Origin of the sequence: Occultella glacieicola, from assembly GCF_004353825.1 — a bacterium.
Taxonomy (GTDB): domain Bacteria; phylum Actinomycetota; class Actinomycetes; order Actinomycetales; family Beutenbergiaceae; genus Occultella; species Occultella glacieicola.
The window spans coordinates 1-14352 of record NZ_SMNA01000003.1 but is presented as its reverse complement, the minus strand read 5'-3'; the positions used below and the strand labels follow the sequence as shown (position 1 = coordinate 14352).

Below are 14352 nucleotides of genomic sequence, written 5' to 3'. Positions count from 1 at the left end.
CGGTAAGGATGGGCGGACAAGAGCCGATGTAAACGTTTGTGAAGCGATGTCGGGCGCCCGATCGGGTTCCCGAGTCCGCGACCGGGAGGGGGTGGAGCGGGTGCCCGAGGGTGTGGTGACGATCCACGACGTCGCGCGGGAGGCCGGGGTCTCCATCGCGACAGTCTCGCGGGCGCTCGCCGGCTCCGCCACGGTTGCCCCGGCCACCGCCGGCCGGGTCCGCCGGGCCGCCGCGGCACTCGGGTACGAGCCGAACCGGGCGGCCCGTCAGCTCGTCACCGGCCGGGGCCAGTCCGTCGGGCTGGTGATCCCGGACCTGGAGAACCCGTTCTACTCCTCGGTCGCCAAGGGCATGCAGAACCGGGTCCGGGCCGCCGGCCTGACCGCGATCATCGCCGACACCGACGAGGACGTCGCCCGGGAGCGGGAGGTGCTCGCCCAACTGGCCACGGACGTGGACCGGCTGATCCTGGCCTCCCCGCGCGCGGCCGACACCGACCTGCTCGCCCTCGCCGCGCGTAGCCGGGTGGTGCTGATCAACCGGTCCCTGGCCGGCGTTCCGGCGGTGACCGGCGACAACGCCGACGGCATCCGGCAGGCGCTCGGCCACCTGCTTGCGCTCGGGCACACTCGGATCGGCTACGCCGGTGGACCGGTGACCTCGTGGTCGGACGCCGAACGACGCGCCGGCCTGACCGCCGCCGTGGACGCCGCGCACGACCAGGGCCGCGGCGTCACCATCGTGGACCTCGGCGCGTTTCGACCGGGTCCGGCCGGGGGACTGGCGGCCGCGGACCTGGCCATCTCCGAACGGGTGAGCGCGGTCCTGGCGTTCAACGACCAGCTCGCCCTCGGGCTGCTCGGCCGGCTCGCCGAACGGGGCGTCGCGGTGCCGGAGGCGATGAGCGTGGTCGGCTTCGACGACGTACCGGTGGCGCGGCTGCTCGCTCCCGCCCTGACCACGGTCGTGGTGCCCGCGCAACGGATGGGCGCGGCCGCCGTCGACCTGCTGCTCGCCGGGACGCCGGCCGCACGTCCCGAGGACGGGCCGGGAGCCCTGCTTCGCGTGCTGCCGGTGGAACTCCAGGTGCGGCGCTCGACGGCGCAGGCCGCGGGGCGCCGGGAGCGCTGATCCGTCCTGCTCCGTCGGCGCGGGTGCGGATGGGTGGCGGACCGCGCCCGCTTGACGTGGGTGCTTGACTGGCGGCGACATCGTCTGGGGAGAACATGCCTGATACTCGCCGCCGCCTCGGCGCCGCCTTGATCGCGGCCGTGCTGGCCGCTTCGGGCGCCGTCGCGCTCGAGACCGGGACCGCACCGACGGCGGTCGCCGCCTACCCCGAGACGTTCAACCCGTTCGCGATCGGCGGCGGCTTCACGATCTATGCCCGGGAGGACGCCACCCTCGGCAACACCGAGACCGAGGGGAGCGTCGCGGTCGGTGGTGAACTGACCAAGCCCGGTGACGGGCAGTTCAGCCTCGTACATGTGGTGGCCGGGACCGGCGCGTACACGCTCCCCACCGTGGACGGGGACCCGACCAGGTTGCTGATCGGGTCCTTCTCGACGGAAAGCGGCGGCATCACGGCGATCACGAGCGCGGGAACCTCGGACCCCTCGCTGCTGGGCGACCTGAAGATGGTCGAACGGGGCGGTCCGTTCCAGCCGTTCTCGCGGGCGGACTGGCTGCGGCTGAACACGAACCCGCAGAATCCCGACCAGACCCCGCTGATGGACGCAACCCACCAGCAGTACCCGGCGGACGCCGCGCCACCTCAAGGGGCGACCGGAGCGGGCAGCATCTACACCGCCGACACCTCCGCGGACGCGGTGACGTCCTACGTCGAGGCGAACCGCGAGGCGTCCTGGACCGAGTCGGCCCAGTGCCTCGCGGACGTCGCCGACCCGCTGCAGGAGACCGGGTACCAGGTCGCGGTCGCGCAGGACTTCGGTGACCGGGTCGTCCTCGCACCCCTCAGTCCGGACCGGCCGAACGTGGTCGACTACGCCGACATCGCCGGTACCGCGCTCATCCAGTTCTCACCCGGGCCGGAGCCCGGTGTGGCCAACCCCCTCATCATCCGTGTCCCGACCGGGACCGATGAGGTGATCGGGGCTCATACGGACCCACAGGGTGCGTTCTCGCCCTACATCCTCTGGGACCTGTCCGCACTCAGCGGTCCCGTGGACGTCACGGCCGCGCAGGGACGGATCGACGGCTCCATCTACGCACCCGAGGCCGACGTCACCGTGACCGCGGCGCCACTCGACGGACAGATCATCGGGCGCACCGTGTCGACGCTCGGTGGCGAGGTGCACTCCTTCATGTTCGCCGGTGAGATCGCGTGCACCAGCGACACCGGCTCGTTCCGGCTCCGCAAGACCACACCGGGACTCGACCCGGCCGACCCCGCGGTGGCGGACCTGGCGTTCACGGTGAACTACACCGCGACGGACCCGGACGGAGACGTGTCGGTGGGGTCGTTGGAGCTCCCCGCATCCGGCGAGTGGGTGGATCCCGGCGAACGGTTCGTCGAGGGCACCGTCGTATCGTTCACCGAGGTCACTCCACCGACGGTCCCGGGCTACTCCTGGGGCACCACGACCATCACCCCGAACCCGCTCACGATCACCGCGGGTGAGACGGTCGACGTCACCGTCGAGAACATCGCCACCGCGAACCAGGGGACCTTCTCCGTGCGCAAGGTGGTGACCATCGCCGACGGCTCGAGCCCGGCCCTCGCCGGCACCGTGACCGTCGCCTGGACGGCGCTCCACCGTGGCGCGGAGTCCGGATCAGGGCTGCTCTCGGTCCCCCTCGACGGCACCGCCGTCTCCCCGCCCGGCGACTTCCCGATCGGCACGGTCGTCACGCTCGTCGAGGACCTCTCCACCGTGACCACGCCACCGGGTTACGAGTGGGTGGCTTCCGGCTGGAGCCCCGGACAGGTCATCCGGATCACGGACGCGACCACGCCGGTGGAGGTGACGCTGACCAATGTGCTCGCACCGGCGGGAACGAGCACCGTCACGGTGCTGAAGGAGGCCGGCGGCGAGGCCGCCGATCCGAGGTACGAGTACTCGATCAGCTACAACATCGACCCCCCGTCGCCGGGCGAGCAGGCCCGCCGGACCCGGCCGATCGCCGTCGGTGAGCCGATCACGCTGTCCGACCTCGAGACGGGTGCCAACACGCTCGAGTTGGCCGAACCGGTGCCCCTGTTCGACTCCCAGCCCGTGGATGTCGCGCAGTGGGAGGCTCCGGTGTTCCGGGTCACGACCGCCGAGGGCACCACCGACTATCCGACGGCCGGATTCGAGGGCGCCGTGCCGCTCGAGGACGCGATCGCGTCGATCCCGATGCCCGAGGACGGCGGCACGGTCGAGATCTCCGTGGTCAACGTGCAGCGAACCGGCACGTTCACGGTCGCCAAGGACCTCACCGGGATCGAGCCGGACGATCTCCCACCGGGGACCGAGTTCACCGTGTCCTGGACGGCCACCACGCCTTTGGGCGATGTCGTGACCGGGACGCTGCGGCTGCCCGCGGACGGTACTGCGGTCTCTCCCGTCGACGTGGACGGTGTGGCTCTCCAGTTCCCGTTCGGCACGACGGTGACGTTCCAGGAGGAAACCCCGCCGCAATTCCGCGGGGTCGTGTGGGGACCAGGGTCCGTCGCCCCCGATCCGCTGATCATCGGCGTCGGTGGCGCGACCTCCGTGGCGGCAACGGTGACCAACACGGCCATCCAGGTGACCGGCACCTTCCTGGTCGCGAAGGACCTCGTCGGGATCGATGCGGCCGAGCTGACAGCCACCAGCTTCACCGTGAACTTCCTCGCCGTACCGCCCGGAGGAGGAGTCCGGACCGGGTCCTTCGACCTGCCCGTGGACGGCACCGCCGCCGGTCCAGTCGATGCCCAGGGTGCGCCGGTGCAGTTCCCGCTGGGCACCCACATCCTGCTCGCCGAATCGATTCCCCCGGACGAGGCGCTGCCCGAGCACTACGTCTGGGCTCAACCCGTGTGGACCCCGTCCCGCACGCTGCGGATCGCCGACCCGGTGGAACCAGCGACCATCACGGTGACCAACACGGCCGTGGAGCACGCGCAGATCGCGCTGACGAAGGTCGTCGTCGGCGAGGCGCAGTCGTTGCCCGATGACGCGGTCTTCACCGTCGACTGGTGGCTCGACGGCGAACCCCAGCCCCCGCTGGCGCTGGCCGCGGGTGAGACCGTCTCATCCGACCGATTCGTGGTCGGGTCGATCATCGAAGCCACGGAGGCGGTGCCACCGGAGATCGCGGGTGTCACCTGGGCCACGCCCGTATGGACGCTCGACGGGCAGCGACTGTCCATCGAGGACAACGGCCGCACGGTGCTACCGGTCTCCTCGACCCGGGAGCGCCCGATCGAACTCCAGCTCACGAACGCCATGACCAACGGCACCTCGGCTGGATTCGCCGTGGCGAAGGCCGTGACCGGACCGGCCGCGGGCAGCGTGCCACCGGGTCTGCTCTATGGCGTGGAGTACCGGATCGACGGGGGCGACGCCATCGAGTGCTCCGTGGCGCCCGGGGATCCCTGCCTCGTGGACGGGCTGGAGCCCGGCGCCCTCGTCCAGGTCCGCGAGACCGTTCCGCCGGCGATCGAGGGCCTCCAGTGGCAATCACCCGTGTGGAGCGTTGCGGGCACCACGCTCACCGCCGACGAGCAGGGGTGGGTCACCGTCCCGCTGACCGGTGGCGCGATCGTCGACCTGACCCTGGCGAACGTCGCGGCCGCCGATCGGCCCACCGCCGGTGACCTGCCCGCGACCGGCAGCGGAGGGCACCCGTGGACGCTGCTGGTGTCGGCCGGCGCGATCCTGGTCGGGCTGATGCTCGTACGTGCGCGCCGCCTGCTGATCAATCGCGCATAGGCCCGCCGCCGAGAGTGTCGAGGGGCCACCCTCGACACTCCCGAGTGGAGCGTCCGGGCGGGCCGGGCCGATAGTCTCGGGCCATGACGGATCCCGTGCGCGTGATGATTGTCGATGATCACGAGGTGGTGCGGCGTGGCATCGCCGAGGTGATCGAGCGCTCGGACGGGCTGACCGTGGTCGGCGAGGCGTCCTCGGTGGCCGAGGCGCACCGCCGGGTGCCGCTGGTCCGCCCGGACGTGCTGCTCGTGGACCTGCAGCTGCCGGACGGCACCGGGCTGGACATCATCACCGAGGCGGCCCGGGTGCTCCCCGAGGCGCGCGCCGTGGTGCTGACCTCCTTCGACGACGACGACGCGGTGGCCGCGGCGCTGGCCGCCGGCGCCAAGGCGTTCGTCCTCAAGACCGTGCGCGGGGCCGAGATCGCAGACGTGGTCCGAGCGGTCGCGGCGGGCCGGACCCTTCTGGACGACCGGACCGTGACCCGTCGCCAGGACGCCCACCCGGACCCGACGGCGGACCTGACCCCGAGCGAGCTGAGGGTGCTCGACCTGATCGGGGAGGGCCTGTCCAACCGCGAGATCGCGGACCGGCTCGGCGTGGCCGAGAAGACCGTCAAGAACCACATCACGTCGCTGCTGGCGAAGATGGGCCTGCAGCGACGCACCCAGGTGGCCGCCTGGGTGGCCGCCCACCGCGGCGGCCGGTGGCGGGTGCCGAGCGAGGGACAGCACTGATGAGCGCCGACGAGACCACCACCCCGCCGCGAACCGACGCCGACCTGCGCACCCGGGTGGCCGCGCTGATGCCGCAGGCCCTGACCGACCTGGCCGACCTGGTCGCCTATCGCTCGGTCGCCGACCCCGCCGTCGAGGACCCACAGCAGTGCCGGCTGGCCGCGCAGTGGGTCGCCGACGCCTTCGCCGAGATCGGTCTGGCCGACGCCGCGCTCGTGCGGACCCCGGACGGCACCGACGCCGTCATCGCCCACCACGAAGGCCCCGCCGGCGCACCCCGGGTGCTGCTCTACGCCCATTACGACGTGCAGCCCGCCTCCAACACCGAGGCCTGGGCCACGGACCCGTTCACCCTCACCGAGCGCGGCGGCCGGTACTACGGTCGCGGCGCCGCGGACTGCAAGGGCAGCATCGTCGCCCACCTGACCGCGTTGCGCGCGCTCCGGCCCGACGGCGACTATCCGGTCTCCCTGACCGTGGTGGTCGAGGGGTCGGAGGAGCAGGGCACGGGCGGTCTGGAGCAGTACGTGCAGGCCCACCCCGAGGAGTTCGCCGCGGACGTCATCCTGATCCAGGACACCGGCAACGTCGCGGTCGGGCAGCCCACGCTGACCGTGTCGCTGCGCGGGGTCGTGGACGTGGTGGTCCGGGTCGAGGCCCTCGCCGGGGAACTGCACTCCGGCGCGTTCGGAGGCGCCGCCCCGGATGCGCTGGCCGCCCTCATCGCGATCCTGGCCACCCTGCGTGACGCCGACGGCAACACCACGGTGCGCGGCTTGGCTGCCGACGGTGTCTGGGACGGGGCCGGGTACGAGGAGGAGACGTTCCGCGCGGAGGCCGGCATCCTGCCGGGCGGGCGCCGCCTCGGCTCGGGCACCGTGGCCGACCAGGTCTGGTCCCGTCCCGCCGTCACCGTGATCGGCCTGGACGCCCCCGCCGTGGTCGGATCGGTCGCGGCCATCCAGCCGACCGCGGCCGCGCGGCTGAACCTGCGGATCCCGCCCGGCGTGGACCCGGACGACGCCGAACGGCTGCTACGGGCCCACCTGGTCGACGTCGCACCGTGGGGCGTGCGGGTCACGACCGAGGGTCAGGGCAACGGGCGGCCCTACCGTGCCGACACCGACACGCCCACGTTCGCGGCGCTGCACGAGGCCCTTGGTGACTCGTTCGGTAGGCCCACGGTCACCTCGGGCCAGGGCGGCTCGATCCCGCTGACCCCGGCGCTGGCAGCCGCGCAGCCGGACGCATCCATCGTGATGCTCGGCCTCGCCGAACCGGCGAGCCAGATGCACGCCCCGAACGAGAGCGTGCATCCCGGAGAGATCGAGCACATCGCGCTCGGCGTGGCGATGTTCCTGCGCCGCCTCGGCGCCGCCGGTGGCGAGGCGCGCTAAGCGGTCTGGGCGCCGGTCAGGACTCCGCCGGCTCGCTGTGCTCGGCGTGGAAGTCGCGTCAGCAGCGGTGGCTCGTCATTGCCGTCGTCGCCCCAGCTGCCACCGGCGTGAACCTGGCGCCGCCGCGCGGCGTGTGACTTCGCGGGAGACGTACCTGAGAGGGCGACATCCTCCTGGAGTTCGACGACGTGGCTGTCCCTTGTCGAAGCGCTCGTGCGGATCGGTCTTTTCGGGCGCCCTCGACGAGTGGTCGATCGGACGCCCGGCGTGTGAGGTGTACTGACCTCGGGCGCGTCGTCCACGACACCGGGCGAGAGGCCAGAGGTGTCGGAACACCCGCAGGTGGCTGACCCTTATTTGACTTTGACCCCGTTTGGAGGGTTGACCAACCACATCCAGCCAGGTGTAGTGTTAGAGGACAGTCATTCGTTCAGAGGGGAACATGATTAAACTTTGGCGGCGAGCAAGCGGTGTCGCAATTCTAATGGCAGCAGCGTTAGCCTTAAGCCCGGCCGCTCCAGCGACAGCGGCCACCTCGACCTGGTTCAACGCAACCACAGCCCAGGGAATATATCGAGTCGAGCCTTCCCACCAGCAGTACATCAGTCGAACTGGTGTCTACGCAGAGATCGACGGATTTACGGGTCAGTTCGTTAACGTGACGGCCTGGCTCGGCGCACATTACAATATCGGGGGCGCCTCGGCGAGTGTAAACGGTCCGAACGGCTACGAGAAGACGAAGGCGAAATGGGTGTACAACCCGGACCCCAACGCCGAACCCAGTCCAGGAAACAAGTTCTTGATCCAACTGACTGGCGCCATCTGGGCCGAGTCATTCCGGCGCTTGGATCTGCCACGGCGTCCGGTACCTCGTCTATTTATCCCGGAGTGAGCATATCGGCTTTCGATCGACCTGGCGAACGTTGCCTAGAAACCGTAGTCGGCGAGTACTCGGCCGTCGCCTGCAGCGACGTGGCGGCGATTCAATCGTATGGTCTCGTTAGCACTTTTGGCTCCAGCAATGGATTGTTTCACCAATTCGTGCTTGTCCCTGACGGTGTGCAGAGTGCAGATCTCGCAGGTCAGGGTTTAGTGCAAGTCGCCCCAAGCATCTTGGAGAACATCTCACCTACGTCGGGGGAACGTCAGGTGGTACTTGACACAAGCGGCTTTAGTGACCTTTCGCACTCTGTCGTCATCCACCTCCCAGGAATAGACGCCGGGAACGGATAGGACTGAATCTTGGAGCAGGGTAATAATCTCGACCGTGAGGACCGAGAACGCCGTCTCGCTCTGGAGAGCGCACGGACCTTCGCGCTGAATCCAAACGAGGCAGCGCCGATCCCGTCCGAGCGACGCGCAACACGGATGTCGAAGCCAGCTCTCGTTGCAGCGATAGTTGGCGCCGCTCTCGCCGCAGTAATAGTCGGTGCACTCATCATCGTCGCGCTGATGTAACGGCTCATGACGAGATTGAATTCGGTTACGTGTTGACCGAGCGTCGAGAAGTCAGTCTCGTGCTCTGGCCTGACTCGTGCCACTTTCGGGGTCGGGGTGGTGCGCGGGGCTGTGACCTGCGGTGATGGTCGGGCTGGGGGTCGTTCGGGGTGACTAATTCGGGGTTGTAGCCTCGGCTGGTGGCTTCGTTCGTGCGGAAGGTGCCCACGGCCTCGGGGGCGCGGGCGGTCCAGATCGTGCATAAGCAGGGCCGGCAGGTCACGGGCATCGAGCACATCGGCTCGGCTCACGATGAGGCCCAACTCGCGCTGTAGATGGAGATCGCCCGGCAGCGGCTGCGTCCGGGGCAGGGGGTCCTTGACCTTGGCCCGGATCCCGGCGGCAGCTCGGGGGTGGGTGCTCGTGTGGCGGCGACTCGAAGCCGCTTGCTCTGGGAAGTGCTGACGGACGCGTACGTGCATCTGGGTTTCGATGCCCTGGGTGATGAGGCGTTCGCGGCGATGGCGCTCGCGCGGATCATTGAGCCGACCTCGAAGGCTGACACGGTCCGGGTGCTGGCCGAGATCGGTGCCCCGTGTCCGAGTCTTCGGACGTTGTTCCGGTCGTTGAAGCGCTGCCATGAGCGTGACTACCGCGACACGCTCGCGACGGCAAGTTTGGCGCACTCGGCCCGCACCTGCGGCAAAGCGGCTCTGATCATGTATGAAGCGCCCCAGGTTTGATGCCGCTCCTGTTTGAGTCCAGGAGGATGAGCACATGCCGAAGAAGATTGATCCCGAGTTGCGGGCTCGAGCCGTCAGGTTGGTGCGTGAGCACCAGCAGGAGTATCCGTCGGTGACCGAGGCGATGGTCGCAGTGTCGAAGCAGTTGGGCGTCTCGCGGGAGTCGGTGCGCCGATGGGTCACCCAGACAGAGGTCGACGCCGGACGCCGCGAGGGAGTCAGCAGCCAGGAGCACGAGGAAATCAAGCGGCTGAAGGCCGAGAACCGTCGGTTGCGCGAGGACGTGGCCGTACTGAAGGCCGCAACAACTTTCTTCGCGTCAATGCCACAGTGAGTGGTACCCGGCCGGGGTTCGCTCGTTTCTTCGCTGCCTCGGCGCGCGCTGGTGCTCGGTGGCTTGTCCCCGATGTGCGGCCTCGGCCGGGTGCCCTGGCGCCAGCGGGTGCGTGGCTTGATAGGAGCCTGCTTGCGACGGAGGTCGTGCTGGATTGAGGCGTGCTCGTCTCGCTGGCGCCAGGGTGCCCGAGTTCCCGAGACGAGATCTGGAGGTTGCCCGCATGGTCATGATCGGCACCGACTCCCACAAGCGCACACACACCGTGGTGGCGCTGGACGAGGTCGGCAGACGGTTGGCCACCAAGACCGTTCGCACCAACGCCGAGGGACATCTGGCCCTGGTGCAGTGGTCGGCACAATTCCGCGACCACGACGAGCACGGGGTGCGGTTCGCCCTGGAGGACTGCCGGCACCTGACCCGCAGGCGAGCCTGTCAAGTCTTCTGTGTAAGTGATTTCCACTTGCTTGGTTTCTTTGGTGTCAGATGAGGTAGCCGGCGAGGCGTTCGGGGTGAGCGATCGCGAGGGCGTTCAGGGCGGCGGTCCAGCCGGTGACGGTCTGGCCCTCGACGAGGCGGCCGGGTGCTTTGCGCTTGTTCGCGGGCTTGCCGCGTTCCTTCGCGCGTTCTCGGGCCCGTTTGTCCTCGATGTTCATGATCGCCAGCCAGAGCAGCTTGGTGGCGGCCTCGTCGGAGGGAAAGTGGCCGCGGTTCTTGATGATCTTGCGCAGTTGGAAGTTCAGCGACTCGGCCGAGTTCGTGGTGTAGATGATCTTGCGCACCGCGGGCGGGAACGCCAGGAAGGGGATGAACCGTTCCCAGGCGTTGGTCCAGGTCGCGACCGCCGCGGGGTACTTCTTGCCCCAGTTGGAGTCGGCGAAGGTGACCAGCTCGGTCTCGGCGACATCGGCGCTGGAGGCGGTGTAGATCGGGCGCAGCGCGGCCGCAACGGCCTTGCGGTCGTTGTAGGACACGAACCGCATCGCGGCCCGGATCAGGTGCACCACGCAGGTCTGCACGGTCGTCTGGGGCCAGGTCGCCTCGATCGCCTCGGGGAACCCGCTCAGCCCGTCGCAGCACACGATCAGGACGTCCTTGACGCCCCGGTTGGCCAGTTTGACGCAGACCCGGCCCAGACCTTCGCGCCCTCGTGGGCCTGGATCCAGATCCCCAGGACGTGCTTGACGCCGTCCAGGTCGACGCCGACGGCGATGTGCGCGGCCCGGTTGCTCACGTGCGCGCCGTCGCGGATCTCCCGCCACGATCGCGTCCATGTAGATGATCGGGTAGATCGCCTCCAACGGCCGGTTCTGCCACGCGATGACTTCCGCGGTGACGGTGTCGGTGATGTTGCTGATCGTGTCCGGGGAGAGCTCGGTCCCGAGCGTCGCGGCGAGGTGATGGCCGATGTCGCGGACCGTCATCCCACCCGCGTAGAGGCTGATGATCATCTCGTCCAGACCACCGACCCGGCGGGCGCCCTTGGGCACCAGGCGCGGGGTGAACGTCCTGGCCCGATCCCGCGGGGTCGCCAGCGCCACGTCGCCGACCTCGGTCGCGACCGTCTTCGGGGTGGATCCGTTCCTGGAGTTCGGCGACCCCCGACCGGCCGGGTCGCCCTTCTCATCACCGAGGTGATCACTCAGTTCGGTCGCCAGACCGGCCTCCAGGACCGCTCGGACCATCTCCGGCAGGAACCCCCCGGACCCGTCAGCGTGAGCTCGCCATCGGCAGCACGAGCGATCACGTGATCGAACAGGCCAGCACCGACCATCGCGTTCACCGTCTCCCGCGCCGTCGCCGGCCCAGACGAGACCGCACCGAACGACGACTCACTCTCCTGCTTCTGCTCCATCGCAGTCATGTCCATGCTCCAGTTCACTCCCGGAACCGCTTACACAGACCATCTGACACGCCCCGCTCGATTGCCCGCAGCCCGCTGCAGGCCGAGCAACGCCTGCGGTGCTCCTCCGGCACCGACGCTCCCTCTGGCCGTGGCACCGCGAGCGCGAGTTTCAGCGCGCTCCCGGCGCGGGAGGGAGCCCGAGCGGACGCCGTCCCCGTGCTCGCCCCGCCGGACCACTCGTGCCTGCTCATCGGCCTCACACTCCTCCCGACGCTTCCGAGACTACGTCCGCCGGGGCCATGGCCTGGTGTCCGATCAGGCCGCTGACGGGGCGGCGGACGGTCAGCCGGTCACAAGTTGGCGAGTCCCCAAGCGGCCCCGACGGCCGAGTCGCCCGCGCAGAGATCGGCGCTCGAACCAGATCCGCACGTGACCCACCCGAAGCCACAGACCTGAACCGGGCGACCTTCAGCCCAACCGCGCCGTCCAGACCACAGAACTTCCGCCGTCGGGCCCCGGCTCCAGCCGGAACTCGCCCCGGTGGCGGCGGGCCCGGGCGGCGAGGTTGCTCAGCCCGGACGAGCGGGTCTGGTCGGGGTCGATCCCGACGCCGTCGTCGGTGACCACCACCTCGATGTCCTCCGGCCCGAGCGCCAGACGCACGTGCACCGACGCGGCCTGGGCGTGCCGGGCCGCGTTCGCGAGCCCCTCCCGGACCACGGCGACCACGTCGTCGGCGAGGTCGGCGTCCACGCGCGCGTCCAGGTCCTCGCCCGCCTCCTGTGAGGCCCGCGGCACGCCCGTCACGGGGTCCACGGCCTCCAGTACCAGCGATGGTGCGAACCCGAGACCGGTGCGAGCGAGCGAGGCCTCCCGGCGCAGCCGCTCCAGCAGTGGGGCGTTCTCGTCCGGGGAGCGCAGGTTGTGCACGATCGCGCGGATCTGGCGCACCGAGTCGTCGACGCCGTCGAGCGCGGTGGCGAGCACGCGGCGCAGGTCCTCGTCGTCGGCGGGCACCTGCTCGCGCGCCCGGGACAGCTGCAGCCCGGTCGCGAACAGCTGCTGGATCGCCATGTCGTGCAGGTCCCGCGCGATCCGCCCGCGTTCCTCGATCAGCCCGGCGAGGTCCTGCGCCTGGCGGGCCTCGGCGAGCTTGAGCGCCAGCGCAGCCTGCCGGGCGATCGACTCGGCCACACTCAGGTCGCTCGGGGTGAACTCCGGGGCGTGCTTGTTCCGCAGCAGGATGATCACGCCCATGCTCTGACCCTCCGCGATGAGCGGCGCGTACAGGGAGGGCCCGTACCGGCCGAACTCCGGCACCCGGAGGTTGCGCGCCCGGGCGAAGGAGTCGACGATGATCCCCTCCTTCTCCGCCAGCACGGTCATGGCCCGCCCGTCCGGCGGCATCACGATCCCGACCAGGTCCCCGACCGGGTCGCCGTCCGCGAACTCGATCAGCCAGGAGTCGCCGACGCCGGGCAGCACGACCACGGCGGTGTCGGCGTCCGCGGCCTTGCGGACCTCCCGGGCGATCAGGGCGAGCGCGTCCTCGACGTCGAGCCCGGACAGCAGCGCCGTCGTGATCTCCTGCCCGACGGCGAGCCACCGTTGCCGGGTCTGCGCCTCCTTGTACAGGCGGGAGTTCTGCACCGCGATCGCGGCCGCCGCGGCGAGCATCCGGATGTTCTCGGCGTCGGCCTCGGTGAAGTGGGAGCCGCCGGCCTTCTCGGACAGGTAGAGCCGCCCGTAGACCTGGTCGGCCACCCGCACCGGGACCCCGAGGAACGTCCGCATCATCGGGTGCCCCTCGGGGAACCCCTGGAACCGCGGGTGGGTGGTCAGGTCGGAGAGCAGCAGCACCCCGTCCGTGGGGATCGCGGCGAGAATCCCGCGTCCGTGCGGGTGCTCGAGCGCCGCCTGGGTGACCGGGTCGACCCCGTACTGGACGAAGGTCTCGGTCTCGCCGGTCGCATCGAGCACACCGATCGCCGCGTACCTGGCGTCGGTCAGGTCCGCGGCGGCCCGGACGAAGTTCGCGAGGATGTCGTCGAGGTGCAGCCGCGAGGTGACCGAGAGGACGGCGTCGAGGAACTGCTTCATGACCGGTGGCCGAGCACGAGGGTGTCCATGCCTCCAGTCTGGCCGGTGGGCCGTGGTTCGGGCGAGGGACGGATGTCCCGGCCGAGGTCGATCACCCGATCGGCCCGGTCCAGACCGGTGAGCCGGTGGGTGACCACGAGCACGCCGCGCTCGCGGCCGACGTCGAGGATGTCGGCGAGGAGCGCGTCCGCGGTGGCCGGGTCGAGGTGTTCGCCCGGCTCGTCGAGCAGCATCAGCGGGGCCGGGTGCAGGAGGGCGCGGGCGAGCAGGAGCCGACGGCGTTCCCCGCCGGAGAGCGTGGTGGCGTCCGGCCCGAGCATGGTGCCCAAGCCGTCCGGCAGCCGATCGAGCAGGTCGCCGAGACCGGCCCGGGTGAGGGCGTCGGTGGCCTCCTGCACGGTGACGTCGCCGCGGGCCACGCGCAGGTTCTCCAGGACCGTGGTCGCGAACACGTGGGCGTTCTCGGCCGTGAGGGCGACGGTCGCCGACGGCGGGGCCGCGGCGCCGCCGCCGATCCGGACCTCGCCGGCTACGGGGTCGAGCAGGCCGGCGAGGGTGAGCAGCAGGGTCGTCTTGCCGACCCCGCTCGGCCCGACCACCACGACGGCGCGGCCCGGTTCGATGCTCAGGTCGAGCCCGGTCAGCACCGGTGGGCGGCCCGGGTGGCCGCAGGCGAGGCCGGTCGCGACGACCGTGGGGGCGACCGCGGAGGTCACCCGCCCCGGGACGCCCGGCCGGACGGGGCTCGTGCGGCTGGTCGCGCCGTCGACGGCGGCACTCGCCCGGGCGGCGGGCGCCGCCACCATCGTGGCCGCGTCGGCGTCGGCGGCACCGGCGG

8 protein-coding genes and 2 pseudogenes are annotated in these 14352 nt (G+C 70.3%); 7 read left to right on the top strand and 3 right to left on the bottom strand.

From position 1 onward, the window contains the following. Positions 1 to 46: 46 nt before the first annotated feature. The 7 genes and pseudogenes from EXU48_RS05620 to EXU48_RS05590 all read left to right on the top strand — a co-directional run bounded on the left by EXU48_RS05620 (position 47) and on the right by EXU48_RS05590 (position 10058). Positions 47 to 1132 (top strand): LacI family DNA-binding transcriptional regulator, encoded by a 1086-nt coding sequence (locus EXU48_RS05620; RefSeq protein ID WP_133106677.1) that lies wholly within the window; start codon positions 47 to 49, stop codon positions 1130 to 1132. 95 nt (positions 1133 to 1227) lie between these two features. Continuing rightward, positions 1228 to 4920: a DUF5979 domain-containing protein gene (locus EXU48_RS05615; protein WP_133106676.1), complete on the top strand. Its 3693-nt coding sequence runs from the start codon at positions 1228 to 1230 to the stop codon at positions 4918 to 4920. A gap of 83 nt (positions 4921 to 5003) precedes the next feature. Then, positions 5004 to 5657, top strand: coding sequence for a response regulator (locus tag EXU48_RS05610; RefSeq protein WP_456238531.1), 654 nt, complete (start codon positions 5004 to 5006; stop codon positions 5655 to 5657). Beyond that, a complete protein-coding gene (locus EXU48_RS05605; RefSeq protein WP_133106675.1) occupies positions 5657 to 7054 on the top strand; it encodes a dipeptidase in 1398 nt (465 codons plus the stop codon). Before EXU48_RS05610 ends, EXU48_RS05605 begins: the two co-directional genes overlap by 1 nt. A gap of 1634 nt (positions 7055 to 8688) precedes the next feature. Then, positions 8689 to 9219, top strand: a pseudogene (locus EXU48_RS05600) (IS1634 family transposase); the annotation flags it as partial. Between the two features lie 49 nt (positions 9220 to 9268). Further along, positions 9269 to 9547, top strand: a pseudogene (locus EXU48_RS05595) (transposase); the annotation flags it as partial. A 244-nt stretch (positions 9548 to 9791) separates the two neighbouring features. Then, positions 9792 to 10058, top strand: a complete 267-nt coding sequence (locus tag EXU48_RS05590; protein ID WP_133106672.1) for an IS110 family transposase — start codon at positions 9792 to 9794, stop codon at positions 10056 to 10058. On the opposite strand, the gene EXU48_RS05585 is transcribed toward EXU48_RS05590, so the two are convergent. From EXU48_RS05585 to EXU48_RS05575, 3 genes are all read right to left on the bottom strand, one after another. Then, positions 10051 to 11253 (bottom strand): IS256 family transposase, encoded by a 1203-nt coding sequence (locus EXU48_RS05585; RefSeq protein ID WP_456238530.1) that lies wholly within the window; start codon positions 11251 to 11253, stop codon positions 10051 to 10053. The two genes, EXU48_RS05590 and EXU48_RS05585, sit on opposite strands and share 8 nt — an antisense overlap. 629 nt (positions 11254 to 11882) lie before the next feature. Next, positions 11883 to 13514 carry a sensor histidine kinase gene (locus tag EXU48_RS05580; RefSeq protein WP_133106671.1) on the bottom strand — a complete coding sequence of 544 codons (1632 nt, stop codon included), beginning with the start codon at positions 13512 to 13514 and terminating at the stop codon, positions 11883 to 11885. Next, a partial coding sequence (locus tag EXU48_RS05575; RefSeq protein ID WP_133106670.1) for an ATP-binding cassette domain-containing protein occupies positions 13511 to 14352 on the bottom strand: 842 nt, incomplete at its 5' end. The genes EXU48_RS05580 and EXU48_RS05575, both read right to left, overlap by 4 nt.

Excerpts from the sequence above, each read along its gene's own strand:
- EXU48_RS05610 (WP_456238531.1), top strand. The coding sequence starts at position 5,004 with ATGACGGATCCCGTGCGCGTGATGATTGTCGATGATCACGAGGTGGTG.
- EXU48_RS05615 (WP_133106676.1), top strand. The coding sequence starts at position 1,228 with ATGCCTGATACTCGCCGCCGCCTCGGCGCCGCCTTGATCGCGGCCGTG.
- EXU48_RS05580 (WP_133106671.1), bottom strand. The coding sequence starts at position 13,514 with ATGAAGCAGTTCCTCGACGCCGTCCTCTCGGTCACCTCGCGGCTGCAC.
- EXU48_RS05590 (WP_133106672.1), top strand. The coding sequence starts at position 9,792 with ATGGTCATGATCGGCACCGACTCCCACAAGCGCACACACACCGTGGTG.
- EXU48_RS05620 (WP_133106677.1), top strand. The coding sequence starts at position 47 with ATGTCGGGCGCCCGATCGGGTTCCCGAGTCCGCGACCGGGAGGGGGTG.
- EXU48_RS05585 (WP_456238530.1), bottom strand. The coding sequence starts at position 11,253 with ATGGTCCGAGCGGTCCTGGAGGCCGGTCTGGCGACCGAACTGAGTGAT.
- EXU48_RS05605 (WP_133106675.1), top strand. The coding sequence starts at position 5,657 with ATGAGCGCCGACGAGACCACCACCCCGCCGCGAACCGACGCCGACCTG.